Consider the following 15,187-nt stretch of genomic DNA (forward strand, 5'->3'; position numbering starts at 1 on the left):
CCACCAGATCTGCACGGCCGCGAATCGCACAACCCTACACCATCAGCACCGGTTGAGTGCATTTGGCGCTATCATTGCGCGATTGAACCAGTCAACGAGGCAGATAGATGTCGGTAGCAAAAAGTGTCAACGGGTTCCTGATCAATCAGGCGAAAGACGGCCAGTGGTGGGTAGACAGTGCCAGCGGCGAGAATATTGCCGGGCCTTTCCCGACCGAGGCGTTGGCGATTGAAGTAGCATCCGTATTGGAGCTCGAACACCCAGCCCCGAAGCGTCGCGGCAAGGACAAGTCCTGAGAAGCACCCGACTCGACCCAAGCCCTGCTCGCGCAGGGCTTTTTTGTGATTGCCTGCAACCAAGTGGCCATTCGCTATAACCTTTTGATGCCTGCGCTGTCACAGGCTCAGCCCCTTCATCCTGACGACGACAACGACATGAATAAATTTTTGCCACTGATCGCGGCACTGGCCCTGAGCGGCTGCGCCACTTCCGAAACGACCTACCTGAACAACGGCGAGCAAGGCCTGGCGATCGACTGCTCCGGGGAAGCCAATTCCTGGGCCACCTGCTACGAAAAAGCCGATGCCTCTTGCGCCGGCACCGGCTATCGAATCGTCGGTACCGATGGAACACCTTCGACCAAGGAAAGCGACAAGACCCTGGGTGTCGACGTCGGCAACTACAAGAACCGCAACGTCGTGGTGGTGTGCAAGTAAGGCGCCCCTGCCCTACATGTGAATTTCGGCGAACTTGATCCCGAGGCCGCGCACCGTCTCGATCAAATCGTCGAGACGATTGAAGGATTCGACTTCATCGTTATCATCGACCAGAAAATAACTGCGCCCGGCGCTCTTCTTGAAAAACACGATCCATTCTCCCGAATTTGCCGGATTTTGGATCACGTGGGTGGCAGAAATGTGACCCTCTGCATGGCACTCCCGTACCTGCTCTCGCTTCATGCTCGACTCCAGAAATGACAATGCCGCCAAAGCGCTGCTTTGGCGGCATCGGTGCTGACTCGCGACAGTCTATCAGCCGGAAATGCACGCAGTAGCGGCATTGCGTACATCCATTGGGCGCAACGGCACATTGGAGATGCGCTCATGCAACTTGATGCTGCTGCCAGTGGAGCGGTCTTCGATATCAAATACCGCGGCCGGCCCCGAGGAGAACTTCTGCGGCACGATGACTCGCACACCGTCCTTCTGCGGCTCGACTTGCAGGGCTCCCCGGCTGCTGGCCAGTTTCTCGGTGAGGCATTGCGCGTACTCATGAGGCTTCTTGCCTGAAATCACGCTCATGGTCGGCAGCGACTCATTGATCTCCGAGACATTCGCGCAACCACTCATCGCTATCGCCATAGGCAGAAACAGCACACCCCACTTCATACAACACCTCCGATAAAGACACTCCGACAGCACAAATGCTGTTTTTCTCCGAGGCTTGCTGCGTTTATCGCTCATAGAGTTCCGTATAACTGTTTTTAATTGTCAAAGCAGACCTCGACGACCGGATAATAACCCGTTCGGGCTGATAAACTGCGCCAATCGCACATGCTATCGTTTTGATTTTGTAGAAAAAGCCCTTCTGGAGGCGCCTCATGAAATTTATCCACCAGCGCGAGCACCTCAACGAAGACGACATCGTCGTCATTCAATGCTCCCAAACATGCAATATCCGCTTGATGAACGACGCCAATTTCCGCAGCTTCAAGAATGGCGGCCGCCACACTTACCATGGTGGAGCATTCGACACCTTCCCGGCCCGTATTACTGCGCCAAGCACCGGTTTCTGGAACATCACCATCGACACGGTCAACCGCCGGCCGATCAGCGTAACTCGCAAACCGACCCTGACTCACACCATCAAGATCATCCGCCGCTCCAGCACGAAACTGAGCTGAGTGACACCCAAACACGAAGACAAGCAGGTATGACCGTGGCCCAAACGACCAAGTACGTCATCAAATACAAACTCAATGGTGAGCGTCGCTTCGAATTTGCCCAGCTTGAAAACGGCACCGAAGAAGAAGCCAAGGCCGCGCTGGACGTCATTCATGGCCAGGGCGACGACGTCATCAGCGAAATAAGCGTCAGCAAAGCGCTGTAACGGGATCCGGAGCGACAACATGGACGTCTGCTCCTGCCTCTGGAATTCAACCGCAAGCGCCGGAGTGTTCACTCCAACCTCGCTCCCTAGACTGGCCACCTCAACCTTTGGTTCAGGAGTCAGAACATGCCTACTTCCTCGATTCGCTTCATCAGCGGCACTTCCAGCCTTGGCGTCTTGCTGCTCGCATTCAGCGCCGCGGGTTTGTGTGCGCTGCTGGTCGGTGATGATCTGGCAATGCTGGAACGAGATCTTTCGCAACGCTTCCCCGGCCAACAAGCACCGCAGCGCGATGAAGGCTTGATGCCTGCGCTGGAGCAAACCCTGCGCCACCTCGAAGACCCGCGCACCACCCTGGATTTGCCGCTGGATCTGACAGGCAGCGTTTTTCAACGGCGAGTCTGGGATGCCCTGCGGCAAATACCGGTGGGTGAAACCGCCAGCTATCTGGATATCGCGCGACAACTGGGTCAACCCACGGCTTTTCGGGCAGTGGCCAATGCCTGCGGAGCAAACCCGCTGGCGGTTATCGTGCCGTGCCATCGAGTGCTGCGTCAGGATGGCAGCCTCGGCGGCTACCGCTGGGGGCTGGAGCGCAAACGGCAACTGCTGGAGCGTGAGGCGCAGCGATGAGTGCGCAATTTCTCGACGGACTGGACTGGGTCATGCTGGAACAGCAACTCGATCAGGATGGCTGCGCGATCATCAGGTCGCTTTTAAGCCACAAGACGTGCGATGAAATCAGCGCTTTGTATGCCCGCCCCGAGCCGTTTCGCTCGCAAGTGGTCATGGCTCGTCACGGCTTTGGTCGTGGCGAGTACAAATACTTCAGGTACCCGCTGCCGGATATCGTCGCCCGTTTGCGCAGTGCGCTCTATCCTCGATTGGTGCCCATTGCCAATCGCTGGTACGAGCACATGGACCTGCCGACCCGTTTCCCTGAAGCGCATGAAGCGTTCCTCGAACGCTGCCATGCCGCCGGTCAGGAACGCCCGACGCCACTGTTGCTGCAATATGGACCGCAGGACTACAACTGCTTGCATCAGGACCTGTACGGCGAACACGTCTTCCCGCTGCAAGTGGCGATTCTGCTGTCAGAGCCGGACGACGACTTCACCGGCGGCGAGTTCGTGCTGACGGAACAGCGCCCACGGATGCAGTCGCGCCCCCAGGTCATTGGCCTGAAGAAAGGTGACGCGCTGATCTTTGCCGTCAACCAACGGCCGGTCAAAGGCGTTCGTGGCTATTACCGAGTCACCCTGCGCCACGGCGTGAGTCGCCTGCACAGCGGAAAACGGCATACCCTTGGAATCATCTTTCACGATGCGTTATGACCCCATGAACCCGATCACCTTCGACTTGTTTGCCGACGCGGAACCCGAGCAGCAACCCAGGCTCGATCGTATCGGCGAACAGTCCTGCGTCCTCAGAGGCTTTGCCCTGCCCTGGCTGGATCAGTTGCTGCCCGCACTGGACGCAGTTCTGGCGGCGGCACCGTTTCGGCAGATGATCACGCCCGGGGGCTTTACCATGTCTGTCGCCTTGAGCAGTTGCGGCGTGCTGGGCTGGACCACCGACCGCAGCGGTTACCGTTATACCCGCAATGATCCGCTGACCGGGAAACCCTGGCCGAAATTGCCCGAGGTGTTTCTCGAATTGGCACAAGCGGCGGCGCGGGAAGCAGGGTTCGCGGATTTCGTGCCTGATTCCTGCCTGATCAACCGTTACGTTCCCGGGGCCAAGATGTCGTTGCACCAGGACAAAGACGAAGTTTCCTACGCAGCGCCCATCGTTTCAGTGTCCCTGGGATTACCGGCGATGTTCCTGTTCGGCGGCTTCGAACGCAGCGATAAAAGCCAGCGGGTGCCGCTGCTCCATGGCGACATCGTGGTCTGGGGTGGCGTGGATCGTTTGCGTTATCACGGGGTCTTGCCGATCAAGGACGGCCAACACCCGCTACTGGGCGAACAACGGATCAACTTCACCTTTCGTACCGCCGGATGAAGCCTTCGAATTCGACCGCAAGACCCGGGGTGCAGCGACCCCGTCGGCTGGTTAATCTGCATGAAACGGATCAACGGACATGAAGCCATGACAAGCCATTCGACAAAGATTGCCACCGAGAACGATCCGCGCTGGGCCGCCGTCGTCGCGCGTGATCCCCGGGCAGACGGACAGTTTGTGTATGCGGTGAAAACCACCGGTATTTACTGCCGCCCCAGCAGCCTGGCGCGTTTGCCGAAACCGCAGAACGTCGAATTCTTCGACACGGCCGATCAGGCGCAAGCCGCCGGTTATCGCCCTAGCAAACGAGCCGCGAAGGATCAAAGCGACATCGCCGCGCAACATGCTGCGACCGTGGCGGCCGCTTGCCGCCAGATCGAAACCGCGGAGAATCTGCCTGTCCTGAGCGAACTGGCTGTTGCTGGGGGCCTCAGTAGCTTTCACTTCCATCGTGTGTTCAAAGCGGTTACCGGTCTGACGCCCAAGGGTTACGCCGCGGCCCATCGTTCACGCAGGGTCCGTGAGCGCCTCGCGGACGGAGACTCGGTGACCGATGCGCTGTATGACGCCGGCTTCAACTCCAACAGCCGTTTCTATGAATCCGCCGATCAACTATTGGGCATGAAACCCGGTGATTACCGCGCCGCCGGTCAGAACAACGACATTCATTTTGCTGTCGGCCAATGTTCTCTGGGGGCGATTCTGGTAGCGCAGAGTGAGCGTGGTGTTTGCGCGATCCTGCTGGGCGATGACCCGCACCAACTGGTCTGCGATCTGCAGGACAAGTTTCGACGCGCGAATCTGATTGGCGGCGACCAAGAGTTCGAGCAACTGATCGCCAAGGTTGTTGGTTTTATCGAAGCGCCGGCCCTTGGCCTGGACTTGCCGCTGGATATTCGTGGCACCGCTTTTCAAGAACGGGTCTGGCAAGCCCTGCGGGAGATTCCCGCCGGCTGCACTGCCAGCTACGCCGATATCGCTCAGCGAATCGGCGCGCCAAAAGCGATGCGCGCCGTGGCTCAAGCCTGCGGCGCGAACAATCTGGCGGTGGCGATTCCGTGCCACCGCGTGGTGCGCAGCGACGGCAACCTTTCAGGCTATCGCTGGGGTGTGGAGCGCAAGCGTCAGTTGCTTGAGCGCGAAAACCCGTCTGAGTCCTGAATGCCGATATAGACCGACACTGAATCCGGGCTGGTATAAACCTCGAAGTCTGTGGCGAACGTACGGCAAACCTGCGGGTTGTCCTTAAAGTAGGCCCAGATCAGGCCCCACGCCTGAATGACTCTGTCCGGCATCGCCCCTTTGGCGCTGAACACCAGGTATTCGCCTCCCTCCACCTGAACCTGCGGAAAGTCCTCGGAGGGCGCGGTGACCGCCACCCCCGCGGTCACATCGAAGTGGCCCGAAGCGTCGGACTCGTAGTTGGAATAGACGCCGTACACAAAGGAATCCGGCTGTTTGTGGGCAATCTTGTCGAAAATTCCCTCAACGAAAAATTGTTCCCACATCGGGCCGATGCGCGCTGTGTCCGGGTGCTGCTCAGCGGCATTGCGGGTGCGCACTTGCAAACCCGAGACGCTAAAGGGCCGCACTTCACGCTGTTTTACATCCATGGTCGATAACCCTTGTCTGTGTCGTTTGTCTGTTTGATTGGCGGTGAGACAGTCAACGATTGACGTCGACCACCACCCGCCCACGCAATTGGCCTGCGAGCAAACGCGGTGCGGCTTCGATCACTTCGCTCAAGCCGATTTCGTGGCTGATCAACGGCAGCAAGGCAAAGTCGAGATCCTTGGCCAGACGATTCCAGGCCAGTATCCGCTTGGCTTTGGGCTGAGTCACGCTGTTGATCCCGGCCAGGGTCACACCGCGCAAAATGAACGGGGCGACTGAAGCCGGAAAGTCCATGCCTTGCGCCAGGCCACACGCGGCGACAGTGCCGTTGGCCTTCGTGCTGGCACAGGCATTGGCCAGGGTGTGGCTGCCGACCGAGTCGATAACCGCCGCCCAACGCTCCTTGGCCAAGGGCTTGCCCGGTTCGGACAGCGTGGCGCGGTCGATGATTTCGCTGGCGCCCAGTTGCTTGAGGTAATCGTGCTCGAAGGTTCGGCCGGTGGACGCGACCACCCGATAGCCGAGCTTGCTCAGCAGTGCGATGGCGAAACTGCCTACACCGCCATTGGCGCCGGTGACCAATACGTCGCCCTGCTCAGGCGTCACGCCATTATGTTCCAGCGCCAGGATGCTCAGCATCGCCGTGTAACCCGCCGTGCCGATGGCCATCGCTTGCGCCGCAGTGAACTCCTTGGGTAGCGGAATCAACCAGTCGCCATTCAAGCGAGCCTTCTGCGCCAGTCCGCCCCAATGTCCTTCGCCAACTCCCCAGCCATTGAGTACGACCTGATCACCGACCTTGTAGTCCGGATGCCCACTGACTTCGACAGTGCCTGCCAGATCGATCCCCGGCACCATCGGGAATTTTCGCACCACCGGGCTGCTGCCGGTGATCGCCAGGCCATCCTTGAAGTTCAGCGTGCTGTACGCCACACGCACAGTCACATCGCCTTCGGGCAGTTGATCGTCATTGATCTCTTGCAGTGTGGCCCGGTAACCGCTGTCGTCCTTGTCGATCAAAATGCCTTGGAACATTGCTGCCTCCAGATGAAATCACTCAATTTGGTGCAGTTGAAATAACACATAGCAACATTTCACCGTACTCGACTTTAAGCCAAGAGTGGCACACGAACTGAAAACTCGACTGGCCTTGTATCAGTCATTGCTGATACAAAAACGGTCCTAGCGTCCCTGCCCTGTTATGACGTCGGAGAACCTTTCAAATGAGCAAATGGCCAGACACTCGCATTCTTGACCTGCTCGGCATTGAGCTGCCGATCATCCAGGCGCCCATGGCCGGCGCGACCGGTACGGCCATGGTTATTGCAGCCAGTAATGCCGGCGGCCTGGGCTCGATGCCCGCCGCCATGTTGAGCATCGATCGGTTACGCGAGGAGCTGAAAACGATTCGCCAACACACTCAGCGCCCGATCAATGTCAACTACTTCTGCCATCAGCCGCCCGCCGCCGATGAGCAACGCGCTCAAGACTGGAAGAATCTGCTGGAACCCTACTACCGGGAACTTGGAGTGGACTTCGACGCGCCGACGCCAGTGTCCAATCGAGCGCCGTTCGATAGCGCAGCCTGCGAAGTGATCGAAGAGTTTCGCCCCGAAGTCGTGAGTTTCCACTTCGGCCTGCCGGAAAAGTCCCTGCTGGATCGCGTGAAAGCCACTGGGGCGAAAGTGCTCTCCTCGGCCACCACCGTCGAAGAGGCCATTTGGCTCGAGCAGCACGGTTGTGACGCAATCATTGCCATGGGGTATGAAGCCGGTGGTCATCGGGGCATGTTTCTCAGTGATGATCTGAGCAGTCAGGTGGGGATCTTTGCGTTGGTGCCGCAGATCGTTGATGCCGTGAAAGTGCCGGTGATTGCTGCCGGCGGGATTGCCGATGCACGAGGCGTCGCGGCAGCATTCCTGTTGGGGGCTTCGGCGGTGCAAGTGGGCACGGCGTACTTGTTCACGCCAGAAGCCAAGGTCAGCGCGTCTCATCACAAGGCGTTGCGCACCGCCAAGGAAAGTGAGACAGCCGTCACTAACATTTTCACCGGACGCCCGGCGCGTGGAATTCTCAATAGGGTGATGCGCGAACTCGGGCCCATGAGCGCCAAAGCACCGGCCTTCCCGCTGGCGGGTGGTGCGCTGATGCCGTTGCGGGCCAAGGGGGAAGCAGATTTCAGCAATCTCTGGGCGGGCCAGGCATTCACGCTGGGCGTTGAAATGACCACGGCTGAACTGACCCGGCGCTTGGCTGATGAAGGATTGGCCAAGTTGGTTCGTCGGTAAGACACGTCCGTGTAGCAGGGACATGCGCGACCTCAACAACGCGCATCCGACACATTCCGTTTGCGGGCATTTCGCTATATATTCCGCTATATAGCGTTTGCCCCCTCGCTGCACTTGCCTACAACGGAGCCGTTTCATGACCATTCGTGCCTCACGTTTTGCCCCCACCTGCCTGGCAACCCTGCTTGCAGTGTTCGCTTTCGGGTCCGCCCAGGCGGACGAAGTCCAGGTTGCCGTCGCCGCCAACTTCACTGCACCCATTCAGGCGATCGCCGCCGATTTCGAAAAAGACACCGGGCATAAACTGGTCGCAGCCTATGGTGCCACCGGCCAGTTCTACACCCAGATCAAGAACGGCGCACCGTTCGAAGTGTTCCTCTCGGCGGATGACACCACCCCGCAAAAACTCGAAACCGAAGGCGACACCGTCAAAGGCTCGCGCTTCACCTACGCCATCGGCACCCTGGCGCTGTGGTCGGCCAAGGAAGGTTATGTCGATGCCAAGGGCGAAGTGCTGAAAAAGAACGAATACCAGCACCTGTCCATCGCCAACCCGAAAGCGGCGCCTTACGGTCTGGCCGCCACTCAGGTACTGGCCAAGCTGGGCCTGTCCGACCAGGTCAAAGCCAAGATCGTTGAAGGCCAGAACATCACCCAGGCCTATCAATTCGTTTCCACCGGCAACGCCGAACTGGGTTTTGTGGCCTTGTCGCAGATCTACAAAGACGGCAAAGTCACCGGCGGCTCGGCCTGGATCGTTCCAGCCGACATGCACGACCCGATCAAACAAGATGCGGTAATTCTCAACAAGGGCAAGGACAACCCGGCTGCCAAGGCACTGGTTGAGTACCTCAAAGGCCCGAAAGCCGCCGCTGTCATCAAATCCTACGGTTACCAACTCTAAATGACGCTATCGAGTGCCGACTTTTCCGCCATCTGGCTGACCCTGAAACTGGCGTCGCTGACGACAGTCATCCTGCTGGTCATCGGCACTCCGATTGCGTTATGGCTGTCGCGCACCCGCTCGTGGTTGCGCGGCCCGGTCGGGGCGATCGTCGCCCTGCCCCTGGTGCTGCCGCCGACGGTGATTGGCTTTTATCTGTTGCTGGCGCTCGGCCCTAACGGGTTTATCGGCCACTTCACCCAGTCACTGGGACTCGGCACCCTGACTTTCAGTTTTGCAGGGTTAGTGATCGGCTCGGTGCTGTACTCGATGCCGTTCGTGGTCCAACCACTGCAAAACGCTTTTTCTTCCATCGGCACTCGCCCCTTGGAGGTGGCCGCGACCTTACGCGCCAATCCCTGGGACACGTTTTTCAGCGTGATCCTGCCGCTGGCCCGCCCCGGTTTCATCACCGCTGCCATTCTCGGTTTCGCCCACACCGTGGGTGAATTCGGCGTGGTGCTGATGATCGGCGGCAACATTCCCGATAAAACCCGCGTGGTCTCGGTGCAGATCTACGATCACGTCGAAGCCATGGAATACGCCCAGGCCCATTGGCTAGCCGGGGCGATGCTGGTGTTCTCCTTTATTGTGTTGCTGGCGCTTTACTCCAGCCGTAAAACCAAAGCGGGCTGGAGCTGATCGATGATTCATACGCGTTTAAAACTGAGGTATTCAGGGTTCGCCCTGGAAGTGGATCTGCAATTGCCCGGCCGCGGAGTCACTGCACTTTACGGTCATTCCGGTTCGGGCAAGACCACCTGCCTGCGCTGCATTGCTGGCCTGGAGAAGGCCGAGCAGGGATTCGTCCAGGTCAACGATGAAGTCTGGCAGGACAGCGACAAGAAGATTTTCGTGCCGCCACACAAACGTGCGTTGGGTTACGTCTTCCAGGAAGCCAGCCTGTTTCCCCATCTGTCGGTGCTGGCCAATCTGCAGTTCGGCCTCAAGCGCATTCCTCGCCCACAGCGACGGGTCGACATGGCACACGCGAGCGAACTGCTCGGGATCGGCCATTTGCTGGATCGCCATCCGCAGCACCTTTCCGGCGGGGAACGGCAGCGGGTCGGCATCGCGCGCGCCCTGCTTACCAGCCCGAAACTATTGCTGATGGACGAGCCGCTGGCGGCATTGGATAGCCAGCGTAAAAACGAAATCCTGCCTTACCTGCAGCGACTGCACGATGAACTGGACATCCCGGTGCTGTACGTCAGCCACTCACAGGATGAAGTCGCGCGGTTAGCCGACCACCTCGTTCTGCTCAGCAACGGCAAGGCGCTGGCCAGCGGCCCTATAGGCGAAACGCTGGCCCGTCTCGACCTGCCCTTGGCGCTGGGCGACGACGCCGGCGTGGTGATCGAGGGCCACGTCAGTGCCCATGACGCCGACTACCAGTTGCTGACTCTGCAACTGCCCGACACGACCCTGAACATTCGAGTGGCTCACTCACCGATGGCCCTGGGGCAGACACTGCGCTGCAAGGTTCAGGCGCGGGATGTCAGCCTGAGCCTGCAAAGCGTCGAGCAAAGCAGCATCCTCAATCGCCTGCCGGTCACCGTGATCAGTGAAATGGGGGCGGACAACGCCGCCCACGTACTGATCCGTCTGGACGCTGGCGGCACACCACTGCTGGCGCGGATCACCCGCTACTCCCGGGACCAATTGGGCGTGCACCCCGGCCAGCAACTCTGGGCACAGATCAAGGCGGTAGCAGTGCTGGCATAAATCCGCTGGCACGACTGCAATGGCGTGCGGTCAATGGCTGTAACGGCCCCTGATCCATTGCCAAGGACTACCGCCATGCCCGATACCGCGCTGTCCGATGTGCTGCCATCCGACCTGCATTACGTCGATGACACCCAGCCCGGCATCACCCGCAAGAAACTGCGCGGCAAGTTCTGCTATCACGACCCTGCGGGTCAGCGCATTACCGATCAAGACGAGATAAAACGCATCAATGCCCTCGCCGTGCCCCCGGCCTACACCGATGTGTGGATCTGCGCAGACCCGCGCGGCCATCTGCAAGCTACCGGTCGTGATGCCAGAGGTCGAAAGCAATACCGTTATCACCCACGCTGGCGAGAAGTGCGCGATGCCGACAAATACTCGCGCCTACGAGACTTCGGCCTGGCCCTGCCGAAACTGCGCAAACAGCTTGAAACACTGTTGGCGGCTCCCGGTTTTAGCCGGGACAAGGTCATGGCCACGGTCATCACATTGCTCGATGCGACGCTGATCCGGGTCGGCAACACCCAGTACGCTCGGGACAACCGCTCCTACGGCCTGACCACCCTGCGCAACCGTCACGTCGAGGTCAACGGCAGCGCGATCCTGTTCCAGTTCCGCGGCAAGAGCGGCGTCGAGCATCAGATCACCGTGAAAGACCGACGCCTGGCGCGGATTATCAAACGCTGCCTGGAAATTCCCGGGCAAAACCTGTTTCAGTACCTGGATGAAAACGGTGAGCGACACACCGTCAGTTCCTCCGACGTCAACGCCTACCTGCAAACCCTCACCGGTGCCGACTTCACAGCCAAGGACTACCGCACCTGGGCCGGCAGCGCGTTGGCGTTGGCGGTTTTGCGGGAACTGCAGTGGGAGCCCGAGTCGGACGCCAAACGGCATGTGGTGGAGATGGTCAAGAACGTTGCCAAACAACTGGGCAACACCCCGGCCGTCTGCCGCAAGTGCTACATCCACCCGGCGGTGCTCGATGGTTTTCTTTTGGGTGCGTTGGCTGAGCTGCCCAGACCGCGAGCGCGCAAAGGGCTCAGGGCAGAGGAAGTCGGGCTGGCGGTGTTTTTGGAGAGGAGGGTCGCAATGGCTGAGGCGACGAACTGACCTGTCTATTTTTTTGCACGATCGCCCATGGCTTCTATAGTTGATGTGAACTGAATTAGCTGCGGTGACGCCATGGAAGACATTTTCGTTGTGAAGCGATGCAACAAGATCATCATCCATGGGCGCCGGGCGGGAGAACCCGATCATCCACCACCCGACGCCGCCGTCTGGTATCGCATCGCCGATACTCGAACCCGCGGCTTCATCGGTGACGGTTTCGATCGTGAAGAAGACGCCTTGCGTGAATGCTGGCAGCTCAATTCCAGGTCGCAAGTGACGGCCCGACAAGGCTAAGGTCACCTGCCTTTTAGGGGTCTATACTGAAAAAGCTGAAGGAACAGCGACCCCATCGGCAGAAAGCTCGCTCCCCGCGGGCTTTTTGCTGCCAATACAGGTTTCTTGAACGGAGGTGTTTGCCATGTCCGAAAAAGAGTCCATCACCACTCTGCTCACCCTGCTCGACTCCCGTCAGGCTCGCCTTGCAGCGGCGTGCAAGGAAATCGCCGACTGGGTCGATCATCAAGGCGGGCACCCGACGGCCCTCAGAATCCGTGATCGGCTGAACGACATCGAGAAGGACGCGCCACTGATTCGCAATACGCTGTCTTCGCTCAAACCTGTCGACCCGCCCCTGCCGCGGTTCAGATGATTCGATCTGGACATCCTCAAGGACACGGCCTGATTCAGGACGCATGAACGGCGACTTTATCGTCACCGGGTGCGTCCTTGCCTGAGCGCTTCCTGCTACATCCCCAACCTAGCCTGGCGCTGGGCTTTTTTATGGCTGCGCAGTCTGTTTCACACTGCGTTCACATCTCAGGCTCTACATTGACCGGACTCCTTTGAAGAATCCCCTGGCCCGCCCGCATGCGGGCCTTTTTTTTGCCCATTAATCAGGCAACGAACGTCGCCGTACGCTGGAGGTCAAACCATTACACGCAACGAAGGAGACGTCTGATGGTTACTCACTTCAAAGTTGGCGGGCATTTGGCCTGCGGTCACAAAGGCAGCAAACTCGTTTCAACCAGCGAACTGACCCGAGTGAAATGCAGAAGCTGCCGCAACACCGACGCGTTCAAGGATGCGCGCAAAGACGAGCGCAACGCTGCCCGCCGCGCCGCACGCAAAGCCAAAGTTACGCACACCGCCAATGACTGGCGTGCGGCTTGGGTCGAACGGCTCACCGCCATGGAAGGACTGCAACGATTGCCTCGTGGTTTTACCGGTCAGCCTTTCGTTTAGCTGACAGCATCAGCGGCTGAATCGAATTCACTCGATCCGGCCGCTGGCGCCATGATTTCCAGCAACGACATGCGCTTGAAGGCTTCGACCAGACCACGCCCCTCCTGGGGTGCACATGAGATGGCCAGCCGCATGGTCGCCTCCCCCAAATGCCAGATCAGAAACGCAGATTCCCGAACCCGCAACGCATCGCTGTCGGGGAATACTCGAAGCATCGCGTCGGCCAATAACCCGCCCGCAATACGACTCTCCTGCAGTTCCAACTCCATGAGCTGTTTGTCCGCCTGCATCCCGGACCAGATATCACGCATCGCCGGTGTAGCAAAAACGATCTCGTAATACTGATCGAGCAGATCCGAATAGGCTGCTTGCAATCCTTGCGCGTCCTCGACTGCACCCAATGCCTCTTCGATACAGCGACGGCTTACGGCGTTATAGCGCTCGGCCAGCATCCGAATCACCGAACTCTTGTCGGGAAAGTATTGATAAAGAGATCCGATCGATATGTCTGAACGCTCGGCAATTTCACTCATTTTTAATTGATCGCTGCCCTTGGTCTCGATCAGCTGAGTTGCCACGGCGAGAATTCGCTCCTGCCGCTCTCTACTGCGTTGTTGCGTGGGGGTGCGCCGAGTCGGCTCTGAAACAAGCGGCTCGGGCCCCTCAGGGGTTTTCCTGGACACTGGCGTGCTTCCCGTTCAAGAACATGACATAGCCTCACCTTAGCACCGCCCGTCAGCGCGCCCAATAGGGAGCCTCCATACGTCGGTTTCTTCAGTTCTGTTGATTGACGGCATAACGTGAGCGTTTATCATCTTTTTAACATGAGTATTGCTCACATTAATCCGATGGAGGTGAACGCGATGAAAACCAATCAAGAGAACATCCTGATTCTCGGCGCGACTGGCAAAACCGGTCGGCGAATTGCCCAACGACTGGAAGCTGCCGGCCGGTCTGTGCGTCTGGGTTCCCGCGTGGCGACCCCACCCTTCGATTGGGAAGATCGAGTGTCCTGGGAAGCAGCCCTTGAGGGCATTCACGCGGTCTACCTCTCCTTTCAACCAGACCTCGCTGTCCCCGGCGCGCTCGAAACGGTTCAGGCATTCACCGATCAGGCAGTCAAAAGCGGCGTCAGCAAACTGGTGCTGCTGTCAGGGCGCGGCGAGGTCGAAGCGGAACAGGCCGAACGCGTCATCCAGAACAGCGGAGTCGACTGGACAATCCTGCGGGCCAGCTGGTTCTTCCAGAATTTCAGCGAGGCGCACTTCCTGGAGCCTATCCTTCAGGGGGAATTGGCCCTCCCCGTCGGTCATATCGCAGAGCCCTTCATCGACGCAGAAGACATCGCCGAGATCGCGGTCGAGGCGCTGACCAAATCAGAGCACTCAGGGCAACTCTATGAACTGACGGGCCCACGAGCGCTGACTTTTGCCGAAGCCGCTGATGAAATCGCCCGTGCGACAAAACGCGAAATCCGTTTCGCCGCAGTGCCACCGGAGGCTTATCGTCAGGCGTTGGAACAGGAAGAACTTCCTGCACAACTGATCGACCTGGTGCTGTATCTCTTCACCACCGTGCTTGATGGCCGCAATACACCGGTTGCCGATGGAGTGCAGCGTGCGCTGGGTCGGCCGGCGCGGGACTTTTCCGACTATGTACGGCGCACGGCTGCTACGGGCGTCTGGGCAAATGAGGGATGAAATCGAGTATTGCATTCCATCACGAACCCAATAACGGCACCAGCGAAGTGCCCCCCAGCACCCTGCCATTTTTGGCGGCAAACAGATTTCTCGACTAGGGTTCTATCGAATCGAAATGGCGCCGGCTGCGTTGGCGGGCCTTGATCAAGGAGGAGACAGATGACACCTATTCGTATTGCTGAGAAAACCTATCGCACTTGGTCCAGCCCTATCTTGCTTGAACTCAAAGAAAGACAGCATCAGCTCGATCCGGCAGCCCGTCAGGCCCTTCAAAATGTCTTGGTAGAGAGAAGGCTCGTCGATACCGGCAACCCTTCTGGCGAAGATCGACGCGGCGCTAATCCAGGGGCTAGCGGCCGGGATCAATAGCCGTGGCCGACTCAAAATAGCGGACCAGAAACAAACAAGGGTTTGCATCAGCTTTCGCCCGCAAACCCTTGATTTTA

Annotated in this window: 23 protein-coding genes; 18 read left to right on the top strand and 5 right to left on the bottom strand. The window is 58.8% G+C overall.

Annotation, left to right across the window (positions count from 1 at the left end; all coding sequences use genetic code 11):
- Positions 1 to 107 precede the first annotated feature (107 nt).
- On the top strand, positions 108 to 296 hold the full coding sequence (locus WLY71_RS24535) for a hypothetical protein (protein WP_033055162.1): 189 nt from the start codon (positions 108 to 110) through the stop codon (positions 294 to 296).
- A gap of 138 nt (positions 297 to 434) precedes the next feature.
- A complete protein-coding gene (locus tag WLY71_RS24540) occupies positions 435 to 716 on the top strand; it encodes a hypothetical protein (RefSeq protein WP_123365041.1) in 282 nt (93 codons plus the stop codon).
- Positions 717 to 728: 12 nt separating this feature from the next.
- On the opposite strand, the gene WLY71_RS24545 is transcribed toward WLY71_RS24540, so the two are convergent.
- Both WLY71_RS24545 and WLY71_RS24550 read right to left on the bottom strand, forming a co-directional pair.
- Positions 729 to 959 carry a hypothetical protein gene (locus WLY71_RS24545; protein WP_347805613.1) on the bottom strand — a complete coding sequence of 77 codons (231 nt, stop codon included), beginning with the start codon at positions 957 to 959 and terminating at the stop codon, positions 729 to 731.
- A gap of 72 nt (positions 960 to 1,031) precedes the next feature.
- The gene (locus WLY71_RS24550) at positions 1,032 to 1,388 is read right to left on the bottom strand and encodes a hypothetical protein (protein ID WP_347805614.1); all 357 of its coding nucleotides are present in this window, start codon (positions 1,386 to 1,388) and stop codon (positions 1,032 to 1,034) included.
- 212 nt (positions 1,389 to 1,600) lie between these two features.
- Between WLY71_RS24550 and WLY71_RS24555 the strand changes: the two genes are divergently transcribed.
- The 6 genes from WLY71_RS24555 (at position 1,601) to ada (ending at position 5,274) form a co-directional block, all read left to right on the top strand.
- Positions 1,601 to 1,903, top strand: a complete 303-nt coding sequence (locus tag WLY71_RS24555; RefSeq protein ID WP_024164534.1) for a DUF1883 domain-containing protein — start codon at positions 1,601 to 1,603, stop codon at positions 1,901 to 1,903.
- 29 nt (positions 1,904 to 1,932) lie between these two features.
- On the top strand, positions 1,933 to 2,109 hold the full coding sequence (locus WLY71_RS24560; RefSeq protein WP_283184154.1) for a hypothetical protein: 177 nt from the start codon (positions 1,933 to 1,935) through the stop codon (positions 2,107 to 2,109).
- A 126-nt stretch (positions 2,110 to 2,235) separates the two neighbouring features.
- On the top strand, positions 2,236 to 2,742 hold the full coding sequence (locus tag WLY71_RS24565) for a methylated-DNA--[protein]-cysteine S-methyltransferase (protein ID WP_347805615.1): 507 nt from the start codon (positions 2,236 to 2,238) through the stop codon (positions 2,740 to 2,742).
- Positions 2,739 to 3,443, top strand: coding sequence for a 2OG-Fe(II) oxygenase (locus WLY71_RS24570; RefSeq protein WP_347805616.1), 705 nt, complete (start codon positions 2,739 to 2,741; stop codon positions 3,441 to 3,443). The genes WLY71_RS24565 and WLY71_RS24570 overlap by 4 nt, the downstream gene beginning before the upstream one ends.
- On the top strand, positions 3,433 to 4,113 hold the full coding sequence (gene alkB / locus WLY71_RS24575) for a DNA oxidative demethylase AlkB (RefSeq protein WP_347805617.1): 681 nt from the start codon (positions 3,433 to 3,435) through the stop codon (positions 4,111 to 4,113). The genes WLY71_RS24570 and alkB overlap by 11 nt, the downstream gene beginning before the upstream one ends.
- Before the next feature lie 87 nt (positions 4,114 to 4,200).
- The gene (gene ada / locus WLY71_RS24580) at positions 4,201 to 5,274 is read left to right on the top strand and encodes a bifunctional DNA-binding transcriptional regulator/O6-methylguanine-DNA methyltransferase Ada (RefSeq protein WP_347805629.1); all 1,074 of its coding nucleotides are present in this window, start codon (positions 4,201 to 4,203) and stop codon (positions 5,272 to 5,274) included.
- Here the strand turns inward: ada and WLY71_RS24585 are convergent.
- The gene (locus WLY71_RS24585) at positions 5,238 to 5,726 is read right to left on the bottom strand and encodes a GyrI-like domain-containing protein (RefSeq protein ID WP_347805618.1); all 489 of its coding nucleotides are present in this window, start codon (positions 5,724 to 5,726) and stop codon (positions 5,238 to 5,240) included. The genes ada and WLY71_RS24585 overlap by 37 nt on opposite strands.
- A 52-nt stretch (positions 5,727 to 5,778) precedes the next feature.
- The gene (acuI, locus tag WLY71_RS24590) at positions 5,779 to 6,762 is read right to left on the bottom strand and encodes an acrylyl-CoA reductase (NADPH) (RefSeq protein ID WP_347805619.1); all 984 of its coding nucleotides are present in this window, start codon (positions 6,760 to 6,762) and stop codon (positions 5,779 to 5,781) included.
- Positions 6,763 to 6,950: 188 nt separating this feature from the next.
- Here acuI and WLY71_RS24595 point away from each other — a divergent pair, with 188 nt between their 5' ends.
- From WLY71_RS24595 to WLY71_RS24630, 8 genes are all read left to right on the top strand, one after another.
- A complete protein-coding gene (locus tag WLY71_RS24595) occupies positions 6,951 to 8,015 on the top strand; it encodes an NAD(P)H-dependent flavin oxidoreductase (RefSeq protein ID WP_347805620.1) in 1,065 nt (354 codons plus the stop codon).
- A gap of 136 nt (positions 8,016 to 8,151) precedes the next feature.
- A complete protein-coding gene (gene modA / locus WLY71_RS24600) occupies positions 8,152 to 8,919 on the top strand; it encodes a molybdate ABC transporter substrate-binding protein (RefSeq protein WP_347805621.1) in 768 nt (255 codons plus the stop codon).
- A complete protein-coding gene (gene modB / locus WLY71_RS24605) occupies positions 8,920 to 9,600 on the top strand; it encodes a molybdate ABC transporter permease subunit (RefSeq protein WP_347805622.1) in 681 nt (226 codons plus the stop codon).
- A gap of 3 nt (positions 9,601 to 9,603) precedes the next feature.
- Positions 9,604 to 10,683 (top strand): molybdenum ABC transporter ATP-binding protein, encoded by a 1,080-nt coding sequence (modC, locus tag WLY71_RS24610; RefSeq protein WP_347805623.1) that lies wholly within the window; start codon positions 9,604 to 9,606, stop codon positions 10,681 to 10,683.
- Positions 10,684 to 10,758: 75 nt separating this feature from the next.
- Entirely contained in the window at positions 10,759 to 11,799 is a 1,041-nt protein-coding gene (locus WLY71_RS24615) for a DNA topoisomerase IB (protein WP_347805624.1), read from the top strand.
- A 72-nt stretch (positions 11,800 to 11,871) separates the two neighbouring features.
- A complete protein-coding gene (locus WLY71_RS24620; RefSeq protein ID WP_347805625.1) occupies positions 11,872 to 12,093 on the top strand; it encodes a hypothetical protein in 222 nt (73 codons plus the stop codon).
- Positions 12,094 to 12,217: 124 nt separating this feature from the next.
- Entirely contained in the window at positions 12,218 to 12,448 is a 231-nt protein-coding gene (locus tag WLY71_RS24625; protein ID WP_010460746.1) for a hypothetical protein, read from the top strand.
- Positions 12,449 to 12,756: 308 nt separating this feature from the next.
- Positions 12,757 to 13,041, top strand: coding sequence for a hypothetical protein (locus tag WLY71_RS24630; protein ID WP_347805626.1), 285 nt, complete (start codon positions 12,757 to 12,759; stop codon positions 13,039 to 13,041).
- On the opposite strand, the gene WLY71_RS24635 is transcribed toward WLY71_RS24630, so the two are convergent.
- Positions 13,038 to 13,724, bottom strand: a complete 687-nt coding sequence (locus WLY71_RS24635; RefSeq protein ID WP_347805627.1) for a TetR/AcrR family transcriptional regulator — start codon at positions 13,722 to 13,724, stop codon at positions 13,038 to 13,040. The two genes, WLY71_RS24630 and WLY71_RS24635, sit on opposite strands and share 4 nt — an antisense overlap.
- A gap of 180 nt (positions 13,725 to 13,904) precedes the next feature.
- On the opposite strand from WLY71_RS24635, the gene WLY71_RS24640 reads away from it, so the two are divergent.
- Together WLY71_RS24640 and WLY71_RS24645 are read left to right on the top strand one after the other, a co-directional pair.
- The gene (locus WLY71_RS24640; protein ID WP_347805630.1) at positions 13,905 to 14,741 is read left to right on the top strand and encodes an NAD(P)H-binding protein; all 837 of its coding nucleotides are present in this window, start codon (positions 13,905 to 13,907) and stop codon (positions 14,739 to 14,741) included.
- Between the two features lie 159 nt (positions 14,742 to 14,900).
- Positions 14,901 to 15,110 carry a hypothetical protein gene (locus WLY71_RS24645; RefSeq protein WP_347805628.1) on the top strand — a complete coding sequence of 70 codons (210 nt, stop codon included), beginning with the start codon at positions 14,901 to 14,903 and terminating at the stop codon, positions 15,108 to 15,110.
- The last annotated feature ends 77 nt before the right edge of the window (positions 15,111 to 15,187 follow it).

The organism is Pseudomonas rossensis (assembly GCF_039888995.1).
Taxonomy (GTDB): domain Bacteria; phylum Pseudomonadota; class Gammaproteobacteria; order Pseudomonadales; family Pseudomonadaceae; genus Aquipseudomonas; species Aquipseudomonas rossensis.